The 18,775-nt window shown below is 72.6% G+C and carries 19 protein-coding genes; 10 read left to right on the top strand and 9 right to left on the bottom strand.

The window, feature by feature from the left end:
- Positions 1-20: 20 nt before the first annotated feature.
- Positions 21-380, bottom strand: a complete 360-nt coding sequence (locus ABH940_RS15595; RefSeq protein WP_370068273.1) for a hypothetical protein — start codon at positions 378-380, stop codon at positions 21-23.
- A 185-nt stretch (positions 381-565) separates the two neighbouring features.
- Here ABH940_RS15595 and lnt point away from each other — a divergent pair, with 185 nt between their 5' ends.
- The 3 genes from lnt to glmS all read left to right on the top strand — a co-directional run bounded on the left by lnt (position 566) and on the right by glmS (position 4,466).
- Positions 566-2,230, top strand: coding sequence for an apolipoprotein N-acyltransferase (gene lnt, locus ABH940_RS15590; protein WP_370068271.1), 1,665 nt, complete (start codon positions 566-568; stop codon positions 2,228-2,230).
- Positions 2,231-2,342: 112 nt separating this feature from the next.
- Positions 2,343-2,585, top strand: coding sequence for a hypothetical protein (locus ABH940_RS15585; RefSeq protein WP_370068343.1), 243 nt, complete (start codon positions 2,343-2,345; stop codon positions 2,583-2,585).
- A gap of 39 nt (positions 2,586-2,624) precedes the next feature.
- Positions 2,625-4,466 carry a glutamine--fructose-6-phosphate transaminase (isomerizing) gene (glmS, locus tag ABH940_RS15580; RefSeq protein ID WP_370068269.1) on the top strand — a complete coding sequence of 614 codons (1,842 nt, stop codon included), beginning with the start codon at positions 2,625-2,627 and terminating at the stop codon, positions 4,464-4,466.
- On the opposite strand, the gene ABH940_RS15575 is transcribed toward glmS, so the two are convergent.
- Positions 4,453-5,904: a GNAT family N-acetyltransferase gene (locus ABH940_RS15575; RefSeq protein WP_370068267.1), complete on the bottom strand. Its 1,452-nt coding sequence runs from the start codon at positions 5,902-5,904 to the stop codon at positions 4,453-4,455. The genes glmS and ABH940_RS15575 overlap by 14 nt on opposite strands.
- A 308-nt stretch (positions 5,905-6,212) precedes the next feature.
- Between ABH940_RS15575 and ABH940_RS15570 the strand changes: the two genes are divergently transcribed.
- Entirely contained in the window at positions 6,213-6,356 is a 144-nt protein-coding gene (locus tag ABH940_RS15570) for a hypothetical protein (protein ID WP_370068345.1), read from the top strand.
- Positions 6,356-6,691, top strand: a complete 336-nt coding sequence (locus ABH940_RS15565; RefSeq protein ID WP_370068265.1) for an ArsR/SmtB family transcription factor — start codon at positions 6,356-6,358, stop codon at positions 6,689-6,691. The genes ABH940_RS15570 and ABH940_RS15565 overlap by 1 nt, the downstream gene beginning before the upstream one ends.
- Here ABH940_RS15565 and ABH940_RS15560 read toward each other — a convergent pair.
- The 3 genes from ABH940_RS15560 to ABH940_RS15550 all read right to left on the bottom strand — a co-directional run bounded on the left by ABH940_RS15560 (position 6,688) and on the right by ABH940_RS15550 (position 10,725).
- Positions 6,688-7,524: an SGNH/GDSL hydrolase family protein gene (locus tag ABH940_RS15560; protein WP_370068263.1), complete on the bottom strand. Its 837-nt coding sequence runs from the start codon at positions 7,522-7,524 to the stop codon at positions 6,688-6,690. The two genes, ABH940_RS15565 and ABH940_RS15560, sit on opposite strands and share 4 nt — an antisense overlap.
- 79 nt (positions 7,525-7,603) lie before the next feature.
- A complete protein-coding gene (locus ABH940_RS15555) occupies positions 7,604-9,958 on the bottom strand; it encodes an ABC transporter permease (protein WP_370105481.1) in 2,355 nt (784 codons plus the stop codon).
- On the bottom strand, positions 9,955-10,725 hold the full coding sequence (locus tag ABH940_RS15550) for an ABC transporter ATP-binding protein (protein ID WP_370105480.1): 771 nt from the start codon (positions 10,723-10,725) through the stop codon (positions 9,955-9,957). The genes ABH940_RS15555 and ABH940_RS15550 overlap by 4 nt, the downstream gene beginning before the upstream one ends.
- 278 nt (positions 10,726-11,003) lie before the next feature.
- On the opposite strand from ABH940_RS15550, the gene ABH940_RS15545 reads away from it, so the two are divergent.
- Both ABH940_RS15545 and ABH940_RS15540 read left to right on the top strand, forming a co-directional pair.
- On the top strand, positions 11,004-12,470 hold the full coding sequence (locus ABH940_RS15545) for a histidine kinase (RefSeq protein WP_370105479.1): 1,467 nt from the start codon (positions 11,004-11,006) through the stop codon (positions 12,468-12,470).
- Positions 12,422-13,075 carry a response regulator gene (locus ABH940_RS15540; RefSeq protein ID WP_370068255.1) on the top strand — a complete coding sequence of 218 codons (654 nt, stop codon included), beginning with the start codon at positions 12,422-12,424 and terminating at the stop codon, positions 13,073-13,075. Before ABH940_RS15545 ends, ABH940_RS15540 begins: the two co-directional genes overlap by 49 nt.
- A 67-nt stretch (positions 13,076-13,142) precedes the next feature.
- Here ABH940_RS15540 and ABH940_RS15535 read toward each other — a convergent pair whose 3' ends face one another.
- Together ABH940_RS15535 and ABH940_RS15530 are read right to left on the bottom strand one after the other, a co-directional pair.
- Entirely contained in the window at positions 13,143-13,571 is a 429-nt protein-coding gene (locus ABH940_RS15535; protein ID WP_370068253.1) for an OsmC family protein, read from the bottom strand.
- A gap of 28 nt (positions 13,572-13,599) precedes the next feature.
- Entirely contained in the window at positions 13,600-14,136 is a 537-nt protein-coding gene (locus ABH940_RS15530; RefSeq protein ID WP_370068251.1) for a gamma carbonic anhydrase family protein, read from the bottom strand.
- Between the two features lie 111 nt (positions 14,137-14,247).
- Here ABH940_RS15530 and ABH940_RS15525 point away from each other — a divergent pair, with 111 nt between their 5' ends.
- From ABH940_RS15525 to ABH940_RS15515, 3 genes are all read left to right on the top strand, one after another.
- Complete coding sequence (locus tag ABH940_RS15525) at positions 14,248-14,685, top strand: VOC family protein (RefSeq protein ID WP_370068249.1); 438 nt, start codon at positions 14,248-14,250, stop codon at positions 14,683-14,685.
- Positions 14,686-14,703: 18 nt separating this feature from the next.
- Positions 14,704-15,168 (top strand): SRPBCC family protein, encoded by a 465-nt coding sequence (locus ABH940_RS15520; RefSeq protein ID WP_370068247.1) that lies wholly within the window; start codon positions 14,704-14,706, stop codon positions 15,166-15,168.
- A gap of 110 nt (positions 15,169-15,278) precedes the next feature.
- Entirely contained in the window at positions 15,279-16,052 is a 774-nt protein-coding gene (locus ABH940_RS15515) for a GntR family transcriptional regulator (protein ID WP_370068245.1), read from the top strand.
- Positions 16,053-16,116: 64 nt separating this feature from the next.
- Here ABH940_RS15515 and ABH940_RS15510 read toward each other — a convergent pair whose 3' ends face one another.
- Together ABH940_RS15510 and ABH940_RS15505 are read right to left on the bottom strand one after the other, a co-directional pair.
- On the bottom strand, positions 16,117-17,286 hold the full coding sequence (locus tag ABH940_RS15510) for an ROK family protein (protein WP_370068341.1): 1,170 nt from the start codon (positions 17,284-17,286) through the stop codon (positions 16,117-16,119).
- Positions 17,287-17,480: 194 nt separating this feature from the next.
- Positions 17,481-18,689, bottom strand: coding sequence for a type ISP restriction/modification enzyme (locus ABH940_RS15505; protein WP_370068243.1), 1,209 nt, complete (start codon positions 18,687-18,689; stop codon positions 17,481-17,483).
- Positions 18,690-18,775: the final 86 nt, after the last annotated feature.

Raw genomic sequence — 18,775 nt, 5'->3', positions numbered from 1 at the left:
CGTCGCCCCTACCGCTACCGCTACCGCGAGCCCGGCTCGCTCAGCGCGATCGCGTCGCTCGGGAGGGTCGGCTTCGGGCGGCGGGGGAAGCGGTCGCCTGCGGTGGGTGGGCCGCCTTCGCCACCCGGAGTGCGGCGGCTGCGGCCGAGGAGGCGTTCCGCGACCAGGCGCATCGGGGTGCTGAGAGCGACCGCCAAGGGGTGGCGTGCGATCCGGAATGTGACGCGGTTCCCGCAGGCACGCCCCGGACCGGTCCAGGAGCGTTCCAACGGGTAGCCGACGAAGAGCCAGACTGGGGCCAGCGCCACCACGCCGACCGTGATCGCCGCAAACTGTGTACCCGTTCGGATGCGCCCGGGTTGCTGCTGATGTGATGCCATGTCACCCTCCCATCGTCTCCAGGGTGCGCCGACGGATGCGAGGGCGCAAACACCCTGCGAACGACCTGCAAACAAGGTGCTCAACCGGTGATCGCGTCGGAGACTGGGACCTGGAGGCACCGGAGCCAGCAAGATGGTGCGGCCGGCACGTTTCCTCGGGGGAGAGAAAGAGAAAGAGGATCAGCGTGAGCGTCGTCACCGGGAGAAAGCCGCTGGGCGGGCACAGCGATCCGCCGCCCCCGGACACGTCCGCCGGCCCTCGATCGTCCCGTCTCCGGCGTCTCGTCCGGCGCAGCGCCAAGCCGCTGTTGGCGGCGTTCTGCGGCGCGCTGCCTGTGCTGATCTTTCCCGCGCCCGGGTGGTGGTGGTTCGCCTACGTCTGTCTGGTGCCGCTGCTGCTGGTACTACGCGGCGCAGCCACGCCCCGGAAGGCGCTGCAGCTGGGCTGGTTCGGCGGGATCGGCTTCCTGATCGGCGTGATGAGCTGGCTGATCCCCTCGCTGAGCGTCTTCATCGTGGCGATCGCGGCGCTGCTCGGACTGATCTGGGCGCCGTGGGGCTGGCTGGTGCACCGGCTGCTGCACGGCACCCCGGACGTCGGGCGGGTGGTCGCCGCGCTGGTGCTGGTGCCGACCGGATGGCTGGTGACCGAGACGGTGCGCTCCTGGCAGTACCTGGGTGGGCCGTGGGGGCTGCTCGGGGCGAGCCAGTACCAGCAGCACGCCGCGCTGCGGCTGGCCTCGGTCGGCGGGGTGTGGCTGGACAGCCTGCTGATCGTGGCGGTGAACACGGCCGTCGTCGCGCTGATCGTCTCCTGGGGCCGGTCCTACGTCGCATGGCTCACGCTGGTCTCCCTCGCGCTCGGTACCGTCGCCGTCTCCGCGTGGGCGCCGCAGCCGAAGCTGACGGGGAGCAGCGCCGCCGTGGGCGTGGTCCAGCCGGGCCTGGCGGTGGACTCGACGGGCTACCGGACCGTCCGTGGCGAGCAGTTGACCGCCACGCTCGCGGCGGACCACCCGGATCTGGTGCTCTGGGGCGAGAGCAGCGTCGCCGACGACCTCACGGTCCATCCGGACGTCACCGCCGACCTCGCCGCCCTCTCCCGTGCCACCGGGGCGGACCTGCTGGTCAATGTGGACGCGGTGCGGCCGGGCCTCGGCGGGATCTACAAGAGCTCGGTCCTCGTCGGACCGGACGGGCTGACCGGGCAGCGGTACGACAAGATCCGGCTGGTGCCCTTCGGCGAGTACATCCCGCTGCGGCCGGTCCTCGGGTTCGTCTCGGACTTCTCCAAGGCCGCCGCGGTGGACCGCCGACGCGGTACCACGCCGGTGGTGATGACGGTGCCGACGCCCGGCGGCGGGACGCTCAAGGTCGGGCCGCTGATCTGCTTCGAGTCGGCCTTCCCCGACATGAGCCGCGCGCTGGAGCAGCGCGGTGCGCAGGTGATCCTGGTCCAGTCGGCCACCTCGACGTTCCAGGGCACCTGGGCGCCCGAGCAGCACGCCTCGCTGGCCGCGTTCCGCGCCGCCGAGTCGGGGCGCTCGGTCGTCCAGGCGACGCTGACCGGCGTCAGCGTGGCCTACGACCCCGCCGGGCGGCAGGTCGGCACCGAGCTGGGCAAGTCGGACAGCGCGGCCACCGTCTACACGGTCCCGCTGGCGACCGGCGACACCCTCTATGACCGGTGGGGCAACTGGGTGCCCACCGGCTCGGTACTGGTGCTGCTGCTCTGGGGCGGGGCCTGGTATGTCGCGGGTCGTCGGAGTTCCAAGCCGAGTTCCAGCTCCGAGCGGGGTTCCGAGCGGGGTTCCGAGCGGGGCTCCAAGGGCAGTTCCGGGGAGAGCTGAGGGCCGTTAGCGCGAAGTCCTGCCCGAAATCGGGCAGGATTCTTGGTGAACGACTCCTCTCTGCGTAAGGTCGTGCCTCGTGTCCCAGGCCAGCCACCCTCACGACGACCTGATGCAGTACCTGCTCCGGACCACCTCCCTCGGCCCCGGTGAGGCCGCCCGCGTCATCGCGGACGTGCTCGCCTACTTCGGCGAGGGAACCGAGGAGTACGTGCGGCGCCGCCACGGCGAGCTCCAGGCGCGCGGGCTGACCAACGACCAGATCTTCGCCCGTATCGGTCCCGAGCTGCAGCAGCGGCGCGTGTCAGCACCCGAGCTGTCCGCCCGCCAACTGCGCCGGATCGTCTACGGGTGAGCCGACGCAGAGACGCGAGAGACGCGGAGGAGAGTTCATATGTGCGGAATCGTCGCCTACATCGGTAGCAAGGACGCGGCCCCGATCCTGCTGGAGGGCCTGGCCCGACTGGAGTACCGGGGCTACGACTCGGCCGGTATCACCGTCGCCGCCAAGGGCGGACTGAAGACGGTGAAGAAAAAGGGCCGGGTCGCCGACCTGGCCGCGGCCGTCCCGGCGCACATGCTTTCCAAGGGACGCGGCAAGGGCACCTCCGGCATCGGCCACACCCGCTGGGCCACCCACGGCGAGCCGAGCGACGTCAACTCGCACCCGCACCAGGACGGTTCGGGGCGCTTCGCCGTGGTCCACAACGGCATCATCGAGAACGCCGACCAACTGCGCGCCAAGTTGGAGAGCGAGGGCGTGGTCTTCGTCTCGGAGACCGACACCGAGGTGCTGGCCCACCTGGTCGCCGCCTGTGCGAAGGACAGCGAGGAGCTTGAGGACGCGGTCCGTGCCGCCCTCTCCCGCGTGGTCGGCACCTACGGCATCGCCGTGCTGGACGCGGAGCACCCCGACCGGATCGTGGTCGCCCGCAACGGCAGCCCGATCGTGCTCGGCATCGGCGAGAAGGAGATGTTCGCCGCCTCCGACGTGGCCGCGCTGGTCCGCTACACCCGCCAGGTCGTCCACCTGGACGACGGCGAGCTGGCCACGGTCCGCGCCGACGGCTTCCAGACCTTCACCCAGGACGCCCGCGCCACCGCCAAGCAGCCTTCGACGGTGAACATCGAGGAGGCCTCCTACGACACCGCGGGGCACGCGCACTACCTGATCAAGGAGATCCACGAGCAGCCGGGAGCCGTCGAGCGGACCCTCTCCGGCCGCGTCGACGAGCGGTTCGCCACCGCGCACCTGGGCGGCCTGAACCTGGACGCGCGCGAGGCGCGCGCCTTCCGCCGGGTCAAGATCCTCGGCTGCGGCTCGGCGTACTACTCGGGCGAGCTCGGCGCCCAGCTGATCGAGGAGCTGGCCCGGATCCCCGCCGACGCGGAGCCGGCCTCCGAGTTCCGCTACCGCAACCCGGTGATCGAGGCGGACACCCTCTACATCGCGGTCAGCCAGTCCGGCGAGACCTACGACACCCTGGCCGCGGTCCAGGAGATCAAGCGCAAGGGCGGCCGGGTCCTCGGCGTCGTCAACACGGTCGGCAGCGCCATCGCCCGCGAGTGCGACGGCGGCGTCTACCTGCACGCCGGGCCGGAGATCTCGGTCGCCTCGACCAAGGCGTTCACCTCGACGGCCGTGGCCTTCGCGCTGATCGCGCTGCACTTCGGCCGCGTCCACGACCTCTCGCCCGCCGACGGCCGCCGGATCTGCGCGGGCCTGAAGGCGCTGCCCGGCCAGATCCGGCAGATCCTGGCCGGCGAGGACCGGATCGCCAAGCTGGCCGCCGAGTACGCGCACAACGCCGGGATGATGTTCGTCGGCCGGGTGCGCGGCTGGCCGGTGGCCCGCGAGGGCGCGCAGAAGCTCAAGGAGGTCTCGTATGTCCACGCCGAGGCCTACCCGGCCAGCGAGCTCAAGCACGGCCCACTGGCGCTGATCGGCCCCGAGCTGCCGACCGTCGCGTTGGTGCCGGACGACGAGCTGGTGGAGAAGAACCTCACCACCCTGGGCGAGATCCGGGCCCGCCACGGCCGGGTGCTGATGGTCGGTCACACCGCGCCGGACCCGAAGTTCGCCGAGGACGCGATCCTGATCCCGAAGAACGAGCCGGAGCTGGACCCGATCCTGCTCGGCATCCCGCTCCAACTCCTCGCCTACTACGCGGCGGTGGCGCTTGAGCGGGACGTGGACAAGCCGCGCAACCTGGCGAAGTCGGTCACCGTCGAGTAATCGACGCGGCGGCTGAGGCCGACGCGGCAGACACAGTCGACGCGGCCGACCCGGCCGACGTGGGCTGCGGGACGGCGAGGTGGGCCGTGATCACCAGCGTGCCTTCGTCGACGTGGTAGTCGAGCGGCACGGAGAGTTGACGCAGCGTCGCGATCATGCCTGCGTTGGCGGACGTGGTCACGGCGTAGACCTCGGCCAGTCCTGCGCGGCGGGCCAGCTCGGTGAGGCGGCGGACCAGGACTCCGCCCAGGCCGCGGCGTTGCCACGCGTCCTCGACCAGGACCGCGATCTCGGCCGCGTCGTCGTCCCAGAGCAGGTGGGCGAGGGCGACGAGGCGGCCGTCCTCGGCCTCGACGGCCAGCGTCTGGCCGTGGCGCGGGTCGAGCAGGTGGCCGAGGAAGCGGTCGGCGTCGCCGACCGGACCGTGGTAGCGCTGGCGGAGCGTCCGGGTGCTGCACCGTTCGTGCAGGGCGATTGCGGCGGCCCGGTCGCGGGGCTCGGCGCGGCGCACGGAGATCTCGCCGCCCTCGGCGCCCTCGGCGGACCCGTGGGGGGCGCCGAGCAGGCGCAGCGTCTGGCGGGTGTGCGGGATCCGGGGGCCGAGCCGGGCGTCCAGCTCGATCAGCGCCCGCGCCCTGGCGAACTCGGTCGGGGTGAACGCCGGCTGCTCGCGCTTGAGTTCGAGGACACCGCCGGCCGGGTCGCGCAGCCGCATCACCGCGCCGTCCAGCTCGTCCTCGGCGAGCTCGCGGCCGGGGATCGAGCGGATCCGGCACCGTCCGAACAGCTGCCGCAGCGCCAGCGGCAGTTCGGCGGCGTCCTGGGCGGTCCGGGTGGCCATGGTGAGCACGCGGGTCGGCACGTCGACCAGGTCGTGGGCGTCGGCGCGTTCCAGCCACACCTCGGTGCCGCCCGCCGCGACCACCGCCCGGGTCAGCTCCTGCGCGGCGAGCTCCGGAGTCGCCCGGACGACGAACTCGTCAACGGTCTCCTCGGCGAGCGGGTGGGCCTGCATGGAGACGATGTTGACCGGGATGTCCGCCAGTGCCCGGCACAGCGTGGCCAGACTGCCCGGCGCGTCCGTGACCGTGGCGCGGATCCGCCACAGCGCCACCTCCTCCGGCGGCGTGGCGGCGGTGGGCGCGGCGAGCTCCTCCCCGGGCGCCTCACTGCCCGCGACCGAGGTGATCACGCCTGGTGGGGCGTGTGTGTGCCGGTGTGTCCACCAGCTGTGCCCCAGGGCTGTGGCCACGAGTGCGACGGCTGAGGAGAACAGCAGCACCGGACCGTCGTGGCCGTGCACGACCACGTTCGCGACCAAATCGGCCACCGCGACTGCGGTGAAGACTGCGGAGAGCTCGACCGTGTCTCTGCGCCAGCGGTGCTTCGGGTGACCGGCAGAGGAGTTGGCGTGGTGGGTGAGATGAGACTGCTTCATGCTGCCATGTTGCCGAAGCAGTGTTTCGCAACCACGAACCGATCATGACCACGAAGTAAAGCTTGCATTTGAAACGGAATGTCCGATTTCGCACTGTCGGTGGGCGCGGCGGTCGTGCTCGGGTCTGACGGATTGACAGATTCCGCGGTCCCATCCGCGGTCCTCGCGGCCCTGGGCCGCTCCCTGTCCTGGCCGGATTGAGCGGGGCGCGGCGGCGACCGCGGATCCTACACAGGCACAGATGAACGATTGCAGTGTTCTTCAATTCCGGTAACTGGTGCGGAGTTTGGATCCTAGGGTCACGGGCCATGGCGAGTACGGACACTGCGCTCAAAGAAGCGATGCTGACGGGGGCGGGACTCTTCCTCTACCTGGCGCTCGACCGGCAGCGGGCCAACCAGGTGATGGCCCGGCGACGGTTGCTGGTGATCGAACAGGGACTGGAAGTGTGATGGCGGCGCCGCCGCTCTACCAGGTCAAGGCCGAGTTCTTCCGCCTCCTGGGCCATCCCGTCCGGATCAGGGTGCTGGAACTTCTGCGTGGCGGTCCGTGTCCGGTCCGCGATCTGCTCGCGGACCTGCAGATCGAACCGTCCAACCTCTCCCAGCAGTTGGCGGTGCTGCGCCGCTCCGGGATCATCGTGTCGGTCCGCGACGGGTCGACCGTCAGCTACAGGCTGGCCGGTTCCGACGTCGCCGACCTGCTGGCCGCCGCACGCCGCGTCCTCACCGAGGTGCTGGCCGACCGTGACCACCTGCTCGACCAGCTCCGGCAGGCCGAGCGTTAGTCCGGGAAGGCGTCCAGCGTCGGACGCTTGGCGGGGCGGTTGTCGCCGCTGGACCTGCCGGTGAGGCGGCGGCCGATCCACGGCAGCACGTGGGTGCGGATCCAGCGGAGGTCGTCGCCGAGCTTGGTGAGCCGGGGGACCGGGGGAGCCGGTGGCAGCGGCTCGCGCCAGTCGAAGGACGGCTCGAAGCCGAGCGCCTGCAGCACCGCCTCGGCGACCCGGCGGTGGCCCTCGGCGGAGAAGTGCAGGCGGTCCTCGGCCCACATCCGCGGGTCGTCGAAGGCCGGGACGTGGAACAGGTCGACCACGGCGATGTTCTCGTGGCGGTTGGCGAACTGCCGGACGAATCCCTGCAGTCGCAGGATCTGCGGCATCAGCCGGGCACTGCCACGCATCCGGCGGCTGGGGTCGACGCTGTAGAACATCACGACCTGCCGCGCCTCGGCCGCGATCCGCGCGGCCAGCGCGCCGAGCGTGCGCTCCACGTGGTCGATGTCGCAGCCGGGCCGCATCACGTCGTTGAGGCCCCCGGCGAGGGTGACCAGCTCACCGCCGAGCGCGACGGCGGCGTCGCCCTGCTCGTCGGCGATCTGGCCGATCAGCTTGCCGCGCACCGCCAGGTTCGCGTAGCGGAAGCGGTCGCCGTCGGGCTCGCCGTCGCCGTCGCCCTTGCTGTCCGCCTGGCCGTCGAGCTCGGCGGCCAGGCGCTCCGCGACACGGTCCGCCCAGCCGCGGTACTGGCCGTCCGGCAGCACGTCGTCGGACATGCCTTCGGTGAAGGAGTCGCCGATGGCGACCATGCTGCGGAAGCGGGGACCCGAAACCTGGTTCATAGTGCAACGATTCTAGGGTCCGGATCCCCACGCCGGGGTACTGCCCCGACGACAACAGCCCCGACGACAACGGCCCCGATCACTCCGTGCGCAGCGCCGTGGCCGTCCGGGTGCGGGCCGCCCAGGTCGCGGGGGCCAGCGCGCCGAGCGCGGCGAGCACCAGGCCGCCGAGGAGCAGCGGGATCAGCTCGGGCGCGTGGTAGACCGCCAGGTCGACGCCCGGGACGTCGGTCCCCGCCGCGCGCGCCATCGCCGGGAGGACCGCGTCGTGCAGCGCGATGCCGATCGGCACACCGACCAGCCCGGCCGCCAGGCCGCTGACGCTGACCGAGGTCAGCACCATCGCCACGGTCTGCTGCGGGGCCATGCCCAGGGACTTGAGCACGCCCAGGTCGTGCACCCGCTCCCGGGTGTCCAGCAGCACGGTGTTGAGCACGCCCAGTCCGGCCACCGCCACCAGCATCAAGGTGAGCAGCAGGGCGAGGGTGTCCATGGACAGCACCACCACGCTCGGCGGCTCCTGGTTCGGGATGGCGGCCATGCCGTAGGGAGCCAGCGCCCGGCTGAGTGCGTCGGCGTAGGACGCCTGGTCGGTGCCCGGCTTGAGGGCGATGTCGAACTGGGTCATCCCGGCGAGGTAGTCGAGGTCGAGCGGGGCCAGCGAGGAGCGGTCGGTCAGCAGCTCGTCGTGGAGGGAGAGCACCTCGCCCACGATGCGGACCCGCGCGGTGCGACCGCCCTCGGCCAGGGTGACGGTGTCGCCGACGCGGACGCCGTTGGCGCTCAGGAAGCTGGACGGCGCGACCGCTTCGCCCGGCGCCTGGAACCAGCTGCCGGAGACCAGTTGGAGCTCGCCGAAGGACGAGTCGCCCTGGTAGGCGACCACCTGCGCCTGGCCCGTGTGCCCGGCCAGGTCCAGGCGGTCGGTCGTGGTGCTGAACCAGGCGCCGGTGCCGGGCTGGGCGCTGATCAGGGCGGCGGCCCGGGTCAGGCCGGCGGCGGTGACCACCTTGGGCTTGGAACCCGGCGCCGGGATGCCCGGCAGGATGATCACGGCACCCGCGTTGTCCTGGCTGATGCCCTGCTGGACGCCGTCCAGCGAGATGCCCAGCCCGACGCCGAAGGTGACCCCGACCGTGCCCAGCGTCACCGCCGCCGCGACCGTCAGGGCCCGGCCGGGACGGGCGAACGGCCTGCCGAGGCCCAGGCTCAGCGCGCGCGGCAGCGGCCAGCAGGCCAGCACCTGCTGCACGGCCCGGCCGGTGGTCCCGGTCTGTGCGCCGCGTCCGACGGTCAGCGCCTCGACCGTGCTCAGCCGTCCGGCACGCAGGGCGGGGACAAGCGCCGTGCCGGCGACGGCGGCCAGTGTCCCGAGCGGGACCACCAGGTCGAGCCAGACCGGGATGCCCGTGGAGACGCTGTTCAGCGCCTTGTCGGTGACACCCATCAACGGGATCGCCAGCGCGTTTCCGAACAGCACGCCGAGCACCGCGCCGACACCGGCCGGGATCAGCGCCGTGCCCAGATAGGCGCGCACCACCTGCGCCGGGGTGAAGCCCAGTGATTTGAGGATGCCGATCCGCCGACGCCCGGCGGCCACCGCGCCGCTGACCACGACGCCGATGACCAGCACCGACATGCAGAGTCCGAGCACGCCGAAGGCCACCAGGAACGGCACGAAGGTGGCTGACGTCTTGTCGGCCGACTGCCGCGCGTCGAGGTAGGAGTCGGCTGCGGTCACCGCGCCCGCCGGGAGCGCGGCGGCGACGGCGGCGCGGTCGGCGTCGAGCTGCGTGGCGCTGCCCGCGTCCGCGAAGCGGTAGAGCATCTGCTGGTCCGGCACGGTGCCGTGGGCGGTCAAGGCGGGGATCTCGGCGGGGGAGACCCAGCCGTCGGCGCTGCCGGTCACCGAGGCGGCCAGGCCGACGACGGTCAGGCTCGGGTGTCCGGGCAGACCGGGAAAGGCCATGCGATCACCCAGGGTCAGTGGCGAGTTGCCGTCCGGCAGCACGACCTGGCCGGGACCGGTGAGCCAGTGCCCTTCCGTGACCCGGAGGTCGTCCAGCGGCCCGTCGATCGGGCGGCCGACCAAGGTGGTCGCCGGCAGCGGGTCACCGGCCGGGAGGAACGCGTCGGAGCCCACGGTCGGGTGCAGCGTGACCGCCGGGTAGGGCCCGGCCGTGGCGGTGACGCCCTGCACGTGGGCGGTGGCGGCGAGTTGGGCGGCGTCGACCTCGGTCCCGTCGAAGCGGAGGGCGAGGTGTGCGCCGTGCTGTGCGCCGAAGGCGCGGTCGAACGGCCCGCGTGAGGCGAGCAGCAGACCGGCGGCCAACAGGCAGGCGGTCACCGCCGTCATCGTGGTCAGCACCATGACCAGGGTCTGCACCCGCTTGCGGCCGACGCCGGAGCGGACGACCCCTCCCAAGGCGCTCATGCCGTCACCGCCGACGAGCTCTGCCGCGTGACGTCCTGCCCCGTGACGTCCTGCTGTGTGACGTCCTCTGGCTGCAGACCCGTGCGCTCGTCCCGCACCAGACGGCCGTCGGCCAACTCGACGATCCGTTCGGCGCAGGAGGCGGCGAGAGAGGTGTCGTGGGTGACCAGGACGATCGTCTGGCCCTCGGCGTGGAGCGCCCGGAGCAGCTCGCGGACGTCGGCGGCCGAGGCGGTGTCCAGCGCGCCCGTCGGCTCGTCGGCCAGCAGCAACGCCGGCCGGTTCATCAACGCCCGTGCCACTGCCACGCGTTGGCGCTCGCCACCGGAGAGCCCGCCGGGCCACGAGCGAGAGAGCCGGTCGATCCCGAGCCGTTCCAGCAGCTCCGTCGCTCGCGCGCGGGCCTGCGCGCGGCGCATCCCGGCCAGTTGGGCCGGCAGCAGGACGTTGTCCAGCACGGTGAGGTCGTCGAGCAGGTTGAAGAACTGGAAGACCATCCCGACCTTCTCCCGCCGGAACGCCGCCAACGCTGCCTCGCTCAGGCCGGCAAGGCTCATGCCGTCGACAGTCACGCTGCCCGAGCTCGGCCGGTCCAGGCCCGCGACCAGGTTGAGCAGCGTCGACTTGCCGCTGCCCGAGCGCCCGAGGACGGCGACCGCCTCACCAGGGGCGATCTCCAGGTCCAGGGCGTCGAGCGCCGGCCGGGCGGTGCCGGTCGGGTCGTAGGTCTTGGTCACGTCGCGGACGGCGACGATCGGCACGGACACGGTTCCTCCGGTGGTTCTCTGCTTGCGTGACGTTGATTGCGCGATGCGCGATGTTGCTCGCGTGACGTTGATTGCGTGACGCCGGAACGAGGACGAGGCTAGGAATCCGGGCGGGACCGTCGACATACGGTTGAGCGGTGGAGCGGGGGTGTACCCAGGTACACCTGATCTTGGGTGGCTGCGCCCGGCGCGGCTCGGTGCGACGTCGGCGCAGACTTGGCGGGACGCCCGAGCCGGGAGCCGGGCGCGCACCGACGAGACCAGCACCGGAGGCCCCCGTGAGTCCGCCCGCACCGCCCGCCGCCGACACCCGGCTGTGGCGCACCCTGCTCGCGCCGCTCCGCGCGGCGTACCTGGTCGCGCTGACGCTGGCCGGCGGGGCCGCGGTGGCGGCTGCTCCGCTGCTCGTGCTCAACGCGTCGGGCCACGCGCAGACGGACGTGCTCGGCGACCGCCTGCACCTGTGGCTCGGCCTGCTGATCACGGCGGTCCCGTGCGTGATCTGGGGGTTCAGCTGGGCGACCGGGGGCGGCGGCCGGGCCGCCGGTGCGGTCCTGCTGCTCCCCGGGGTGCTGACCGTCTCGGCGGTCACCTGCTACGACGGCGGCCCGCCCGGCGGGCACCACGGCGTGGTGTGGGTCGCGGTCCTGCTGCTGCCGCTCGGGATCCTCTCCTCACGGTGGGTCGCGTCGGAGCACCGGAGACTGGTCGCGCACTGGAGCGGCACGCGGATCGCCTCCCCCTACCGGGAGTTCCCCGACGGGGCGTCACCCGTCGAGCGCTGGCGCGGGCGGCTTCTCGGCTGGCTCGGCGATCCGGCCTCCTGGCGCGACCTGGCCTGGGTGGTGCTGAGCGCGGCGCTCGTCCTCGCCGGAGGCGTCGTGCTGATCGTGGCGCCGCTGCTGCTCAACCACCTCGGGCCGAACGGCCGGTTCACCGCCAAGCCCGTCGTGCTCTTCGGAGTCGAGCTGTGGCTCGCGCCGTTGCTGGCGCTCTGGGGGGCACCGGTGCTGCTGCGCCTGCACGACCACGCCGCGCGGACGCTGCTCGGCCCGACCCGGCAGCGGGAACTCGTCCAGCGGGTGGACCATCTGTCCCGGACCCGGGCCGACAGCATCGACCACGGTGCGGCCGAACTGCGCCGGATCGAACGCGACCTGCACGACGGCGCGCAGGCCCGGCTGGTCGCGCTCGGCATGGCGCTCAACGCGGCCGAGCAACTCTTCGACGAGAACCCGGAGGCGGCGCGGGCGATGCTGGCGGAGGCCCGGTCCAGCTCCGCGCGGGCGCTCGGGGAGCTGCGGGACCTGGTCCGCGGCATCCACCCGCCGGTCCTGGCCGACCGGGGCCTCGCGGACGCCGTCGAGGCGCTGGCCTTCGACCTGCCGCTGCCCGTGGAGGTGACCGGCGGGCTGCCGGGGCGGGTCCCGGTCGCCGTGGAGTCCGCCGCCTACTTCGCCGTCAGCGAGCTCCTCGCCAACGTCACCAAGCACGCCGAGGCGCGGCGGATCTGGGTGGAGATCGGCCATACTGGCGACGTGCTGCGGATCTCCGTCACCGACGACGGCCGCGGCGGCGTCGACCCCTCCCAGGGCACCGGCCTGCGGGGCGTCGAGCGCCGACTCGCCGCCTTCGACGGCCTGCTCGCGGTGAGCAGCCCGGCGGGCGGCCCGACCATCGCCAGCCTGGAGATCCCGTGCGCGTTGCTCTCGCCGAAGACCTCTTCCTCCTCCGCGACGGCCTGACCCGGCTGCTGGAAGCGCACGGGATCGAGGTCACCGCGGCCGTCGAGAGTGGCGAGGAGCTGCTGGACGCGCTCCGGGCGGACCGTCCCGACCTGGCCGTGGTCGATGTGCGGCTGCCGCCGACCTTCACCGACGAGGGCCTGCGCGCCGCACTGACAGCCCGTCAGGAGCTGCCCGGGCTGCCGGTCCTGGTCCTGTCGCAGTACGTCGAGCCGCTCTACGCACGGGAGTTGCTGGCGGACGGCAGCGGTGCGATCGGCTACCTGCTCAAGGACCGGGTGATGGACGGCAACCAGTTCCTGGACGCGGTCCGACGCGTCGCCGCGGGCGGCACGGCGATGGACCCGGAGGTGATCAGCCGCCTGCTCACGCACAACTCCTCCGCCGGGCCGGTCGCCTTGCTCAGCCCGCGCGAGCGGGAGGTGCTCTCGCTGATGGCGGAGGGCCGCTCGAACGCCGCGATCGCCCAGCACATGGTGATCACCGAGCGGTCCGTCGCCAAGCACACGGCGTCCATCTTCGTCCGGCTCGACCTGCAGCCCTCGGACGACGACAACCGCCGTGTGCTGGCCGTCCTCGCCTACCTCAACGGCAGCCGGAGCTGAGCCGATCCCGAACGGCACGGCTTCCGGTCGGCGCTGCTCGCGAACGGCGCTGCTCCTGAGCGGCCCGTCAGTCCTCGGCGATCGTCGAGGTGACCGGGGTACCGGTTTCGACGGTGCGGCTCACGGTGCAGAACCGGTCGTGCGAGGACTTCACGGCGCGCGGCAGGATCGCGCGGGCGCGGTCGCCCGCCTCGCCCTCGGGGAAGCTGACGTGGAAGGTGACCGCGAGGTTCGTCATCCGCTGGCCCAGCTCGTCGCTGATCCGGTCGCCGCTCACCGTCACGGTGAAGCCGTCCGGCTCGGTGTGGCGGCTGGTGGCGACGTCCGCGTCGATCGCCGTGCAGCCGCCGATCGCGGCGAGCAGCAGCTCCACCGGGGAGAACTCGGTGGTCCCGGAGGAACCGAAGCTGATGGTGCCGCCGCGCGGGTTGGTCGCGGTGTAGTGGCCCGAACTGGTGCGTTCGATGCTGACGGAGCGGTGGGTGTCGTCGGTCATGCCGACGACACTAAGTGATGCCGCCCGTCTACGCTCCGATGCCGCGGTGCTGCTCGGCGAGGGCGACGTACCACTCGGCGTTCAGCTTGATGTGCGCGCGCTCCTCGTCGGTGAGCGGGCGGCGCACCTTTGCCGGGACGCCGGCGACCATGGAGCCCGGCGGGACCTGCATCCCCTGCGTCACCAGCGCCCCGGCCGCGACCAGCGAACCCGCCCCGACGACCGCGCCGTTGAGGACGGTCGCGCCCATCCCGATCAGGCAGTCGTCCTCGACCGTGCAGCCGTGCAGCACGGCGTTGTGGCCGACCGAGACCCGCTCGCCAAGCACGGCGGGGAAGCCGGGGTCGGCGTGCACGGTGCAGTTGTCCTGGACGTTGCTGTCCGCGCCGACGGTGATCGACTCGTTGTCGGCGCGCAGCACCGCGCCGTACCAGACGCCGGAGCCGGGGGCGAGCGTCACGTCGCCCAGCACGGTCGCGTTGACGGCCAGGAAGGCCTCGTCGCTGACCTTGGGCGTCCGCTCGCCGACGGCGGCGACCAAGGGGAGGCGCTGGGGCTGGGTCATCTGGAGCTCCTTGCGAGGAATCGGTGCTGCTGCTGGTCGCGTCGTGCCGGATCCGATCCTGCCGGATGTCGCACCCGGCCCGATCGCCGACCCCGTCCTAGCCTGACCCGTATGAGCCTTCCCGCCCGGATCAGCATCGTCACGCTCGGCGTCTCCGACCTGGAGCGCAGCATCGAGTTCTACCAGGACCTCGGCTGGCCGCTGTCCTCCGCCTCGCAGGAGGGGGTGATCGCGTGGTTCCGCACCGCGGACTCGGTGCTGGGCCTCTTCCCGACCGAGGAGCTCGCCGCCGACGCGGGGGTCCCCGACGGTGGTGAGCCGACCTTCCGCGGGGTGACCCTCGCGCAGAACCTCGGCAGCCGCGAGGAGGTGGACGCCGCCATGGCGCATGCGCTCGCCGTCGGCGCGGACCTGGTCAAGGCCCCGGTCGCGATGGAGTGGGGCGGCTACAGCGGCTACTTCGCCGATCCGGACGGCCACCTGTGGGAGCTCTGCCACAACCCGGGCTTCCCGCTGACCCCGGAGGGGCGCCTCGACCTGCCGGTCTGACGGTCCGACACTGGGCGCATGGCCGCGCCCCTGCACCGCTACCGCTTCCTCTCCGTCTGGGACCTCGCCGCTCCGCCGCACCGTGTCTACCAGGTGCTCGCCGATCCGCGCGGCTATCCCGTCTGGTGGCCGGAGATACTCGAGGTCCGGCAGTTGACCGAGACCAGCGGGCGGATGCGCTTCCGCTCCTTGCTGCCGTACGAGTTGAGCGTCGTGGCGCACGAGGCGCGACAGGACCCGGCCGCCGGGGTGCTGGAGGCCCGGCTGACCGGCGACCTGGAAGGCCTCACCCGCTGGACGGTGACCAGCCGTGGCGACGGCGCGAGCGTCGCCGTCTTCCACGAGGACGTCGAGGTCACCAAGCCGCTGATGCGTGCCCTCGCCGTGCCGGGACGTCCGGCGTTCCGCGTCAACCACGCCTGGATGATGCGCAACGGACGCAAGGGACTGGGCCACTATCTGGGCCTCGACCATTGGTCTTGACCAATGCCCTGGGGGCCCCTATCGTCGGCTTTACTGCAAAGTCCTTTAATAAATAAGGGCTCATAATCGCGGTCCTGCGAACAGGGCGGCGCTCACGGGCGGAGGCCAGGGTGGGGACCACAGCGACCGAGGCGGCACCGGAGCCGAAGTACTGGCACCTGCGCACGGTGCTGGTCCGGACGATCGACGCCGAGTTCAGCACCGGTGAGGTGCTGCCGAACGAGCGTGACCTCGCCGCCCGCTTCGGCGTCGCCCGGGCCACCCTGCGCCAGGCCCTGGACCAGCTCGAGCTGGAGGGCCGCCTGGTCCGCCGCCGCGGCATCGGCACGCTGATCGCCGCGCCGCGGATCGGCGTCCCGGTCGGCCAGTCGACCGTCCCGGGCGTGTCTGCCGGCGTCGGCACGTCGGTCGGCCCTGACGCGTCAGTCGGTCCGGACACCTGGCGGATCGTCGACTGCGGTGTCGGCCCGGCGCCGACGGCGGTCGCCCAGGCGCTCGGCCTGGAGCCCGGCTCGGCCGTGCACAGCGTCCGCCGCGTGCGGGTGACGGCCGGTCAGGCCGTGGGTACCGAGACGCTGTTCGTGCCCGGAACGGTCATGCCGCACGTCCCCGGCTTCCTGGCCGACTCCAGCCGTGCGCGTGCGGTGCTCAAGCAGTTCCAGGCGCTGCCCGTCGAGAGCGAGTCCCGTTCGGTCGAGCTCGGCGTGGCGGAGGAGGAGCCCGCCCGGCTGCTGGAGCGCCCGCCGGGCGTCCCGGTCCTGGTGCTGACGACGCGTTACTTCTCGGCGGAGGGCCCGCTTGCGGTCTCCGTCTCCACCTACCGTGCCGACACGTGCAAGCTGACCTTCGGCGAGGCCGGGGTCGAGGTGCGCGCGGCGTCCTGACGGGCGTTCCTGCGCGCTCCGGTCCGTTGCCGCTGCTCGTTCCTGGTACCGCTGTTCGTTCCGGTCACTGATCGACGGAGAAGAGCTGGGCCTCGGCGTGGTCGAGGGCCAGCTTCACCGCGCCGATCGCGATGGCCGCGTCGCCGAGTGCCGAGAGCTGCACCTCGGGCGGGCGCAGACAGAGGCGGCTGAGCTGTTCGTGCAGCGGTTCCACGACGCCCGCCAGGCCGCTCGCCCACCCGCCGACGACCACGATCTGCGGGTCGATCGCCAGTACCAGCGCGGCGACGTCGCGCACCAGCCGGGCCAGGAAGCGGTCGCGCACGTCCATCGCCGTGTGGTCGCCCTCCTGGGCCAGCCGCAGCACCTGCGCTACGGCGGCCTCGTCGAGCGGGTCGTGGAGGCGCTTGCCCGAGGGGGAGAGCAGCTGGGACGGCTCCGCCTCCTGCCCGAGCAGGTGCAGCGAGCCGATCTCTCCCGCCGCGCCGCCGAAGCCGCGGTGCAGGCGTCCGCCGATCAGTGATCCGGCGCCCGGGCTGAGCCCGGCCAGGACGAAGACCACGTCGCTCCTGCCGACCGCCGCGCCCTTCCAGTGCTCGCCGATGGCGGCCAGGTTGGCGTCGTTCTCGACCAGGACCGGACAGCGGAACGAACGGCGCAGTCGGTTGGCCAGGTCGAGCCCGGTCCAGCCGGGCAGCGCGGTGCCGAGCTGGACCACGCCCTCGGAGTCGACCACGCCGGGTGTGCCGACACCGACGGCCCAGATCGTGTCGCGCGAGATGCCGCCGCGCCGCAGCAGTTCGGCGACGGTCCCGCGGACCAGCGTCAGGCGCTCGTCGGCCTCGGTGGTCTCGTCGATCGGCCGCCCGTACGCGCCGAGGGTCCGTCCGCGCAGGTCGGAGATGATGGCGCGGGCGCCGTGGGTGCCGATCTCGACGCCGAGCAGGTGACCGGCCTCGGCGCGGAAGCGGAAGTGCCGTGCGGGACGGCCGCGCTGACGCACGCCCTCGGTACCGGGCCTGCCTGCGCCGGCCGCCGTGGCCGGGTCCACCTCGACGACGAGGCCGGACTCGATCAGACCCTCGATCACGCCCTCGACAGTGGGGCGGGACAGTCCGGTCCCGCCGACCAGCTGGGTCAGCGTCAGCACCTGGCCGTCGCGGAGGGCACGCAGCGTCACCGCGGAGTTGATCCGCCGCAGCAGCGAGGAGTCACCACCGGTGAGCTGGTCCACCACGCTCCGTCCTTCCGCTGCAGTTTTCGCCGGTGTTCCGCCGCCGTCGCTCGGTAGCCGCAACGGTGAGCGGATTCATGGCGGATGGTATCCGGGGCGCGCCGACGGGTGCGAGCGTCGTTGCAGCTCAATCGGGGCTTCGGTATCAAACGGCAATCATCGCGTCCGGTGCGGACACCCGGTGGGACGCGTCCTCACAGCAGCGCGTACTGGCCCTCCGGTCCTTCCTCCTGACAGGTGAAGACGGACGCCGGTCGGCGGGCTGCGGCGGGGACCGGCAGCACGCCCGCGTCCGCCAGTTCGGCGCGGCTCAGCCAGGGGCCGCCGGAGGCGACGAGTTCCTGTTGCGCGGGCAGCAGCTCGGCGAGGAGGGCGAGCGTGGTCGTCAGCTCCAGCAGCTCCGTGGTGGCCCGCTGCGGCCAGACCGTCAGGCCGAGGGCCTGCAGCGTGCCGGTGGCGGCGGAACGGAAGGCGATCCGCTCCTCGAACCACTCGCCGAGGGCCGGCGAGGCCCAGGCGCTCGGCAGCACGGGCGCCAGGCGGCCCTCGCCGAGCATCAGGGTCTCGGTCTCCGGCTCGTAGCCGAGCGTCTCCGGCTGCCGGTCGACGGGCTGGCGCACGAACGCCCTCCGGCCGTCCGGGAGTCGGCGGCCGGTGGGCGCTGCGCTGTGCAGCTCCAGCACGCGGTGCCCGAGCGCCACGCCCTCGGCCCAGACGGCGGCGGAGCGGGGGAGCGGCACCAGGGGCTCGCCTCCGCTGCGCGGCGCGGCGGGCCGAGCGGTGACGGCGGTGATCCACGCCAGCAGGTCTGCCGGGGTGAGGGGCGCGGTGGCGCGGAAGACGTGCGACAGGTGGGCGAGCAGCCCGGGAGTGACGTTCGGCTCCGACCCGTCCGGACGCCGGTGGAGCGGATGCACCGTCACGCGGGGGTCGATCGGCAGCTCGGTGCTGACGACGGTGGTCGGTGAATCAGGTGCTGCGGGCGCGGGCTGCTGTGGTGGCAGCGTGAGCATGAAGCGCTGGTCGGGGCCGAGGACCCGCCAGAGTTCCGGGCGTGCCCGGTCCAGCAGGCGGTGGTCGGCGAGGAGCCAGAGTCGGTCGAAGGCCCGGCTGCGCACCCTGACCAGCGGCGGCCTTGGGCCCGGCTCTCGGGAGAGTCGGCGGGTGCTGCCGCCCTGTCCTGCCTGTCCGGGCAGCGCGGCGACGGCGGAGTCGGGGGTGCGCGAGCGGGACGGTTCGAACAACTCGGCGCGCCGCTGCGGTCCCGCCTCGACCAGCCGTCGCCAGCGCTCCTCCAGCACCTCGGGATCGGCGCAGAGGACCCAGGACCGGCCCGTCCTGATCCCGCGGACGGACCACGGCATCAGCTCGGACAGCGCGGTGTCCCCTCCCCTTTCCGTCACCCGACCATCGTAGTGACCGCCCGTCGGGAGGGGGATGGACGACGGCACGTCTCAGCCCTCGAAACTCCCGGCGGCGCGCGCGGGCC

The sequence above is a fragment of the Streptacidiphilus sp. BW17 genome, from assembly GCF_041262485.1.
In the GTDB taxonomy this organism is placed as follows: Bacteria; Actinomycetota; Actinomycetes; order Streptomycetales; family Streptomycetaceae; genus Streptacidiphilus.
The sequence above is the reverse complement of the archived record's forward strand: the minus strand, read 5'-3'. Positions and strand labels throughout refer to the sequence as shown.

Excerpts from the sequence above, each read along its gene's own strand:
- ABH940_RS15525 (WP_370068249.1), top strand. The coding sequence starts at position 14,248 with ATGAGCCTTCCCGCCCGGATCAGCATCGTCACGCTCGGCGTCTCCGAC.
- ABH940_RS15595 (WP_370068273.1), bottom strand. The coding sequence starts at position 380 with ATGGCATCACATCAGCAGCAACCCGGGCGCATCCGAACGGGTACACAG.
- ABH940_RS15570 (WP_370068345.1), top strand. The coding sequence starts at position 6,213 with ATGGCGAGTACGGACACTGCGCTCAAAGAAGCGATGCTGACGGGGGCG.
- glmS (WP_370068269.1), top strand. The coding sequence starts at position 2,625 with ATGTGCGGAATCGTCGCCTACATCGGTAGCAAGGACGCGGCCCCGATC.
- ABH940_RS15585 (WP_370068343.1), top strand. The coding sequence starts at position 2,343 with ATGCAGTACCTGCTCCGGACCACCTCCCTCGGCCCCGGTGAGGCCGCC.
- ABH940_RS15575 (WP_370068267.1), bottom strand. The coding sequence starts at position 5,904 with ATGAAGCAGTCTCATCTCACCCACCACGCCAACTCCTCTGCCGGTCAC.
- ABH940_RS15535 (WP_370068253.1), bottom strand. The coding sequence starts at position 13,571 with ATGACCGACGACACCCACCGCTCCGTCAGCATCGAACGCACCAGTTCG.
- ABH940_RS15560 (WP_370068263.1), bottom strand. The coding sequence starts at position 7,524 with ATGAACCAGGTTTCGGGTCCCCGCTTCCGCAGCATGGTCGCCATCGGC.
- ABH940_RS15530 (WP_370068251.1), bottom strand. The coding sequence starts at position 14,136 with ATGACCCAGCCCCAGCGCCTCCCCTTGGTCGCCGCCGTCGGCGAGCGG.
- ABH940_RS15565 (WP_370068265.1), top strand. The coding sequence starts at position 6,356 with ATGGCGGCGCCGCCGCTCTACCAGGTCAAGGCCGAGTTCTTCCGCCTC.
- ABH940_RS15555 (WP_370105481.1), bottom strand. The coding sequence starts at position 9,958 with ATGAGCGCCTTGGGAGGGGTCGTCCGCTCCGGCGTCGGCCGCAAGCGG.
- ABH940_RS15520 (WP_370068247.1), top strand. The coding sequence starts at position 14,704 with ATGGCCGCGCCCCTGCACCGCTACCGCTTCCTCTCCGTCTGGGACCTC.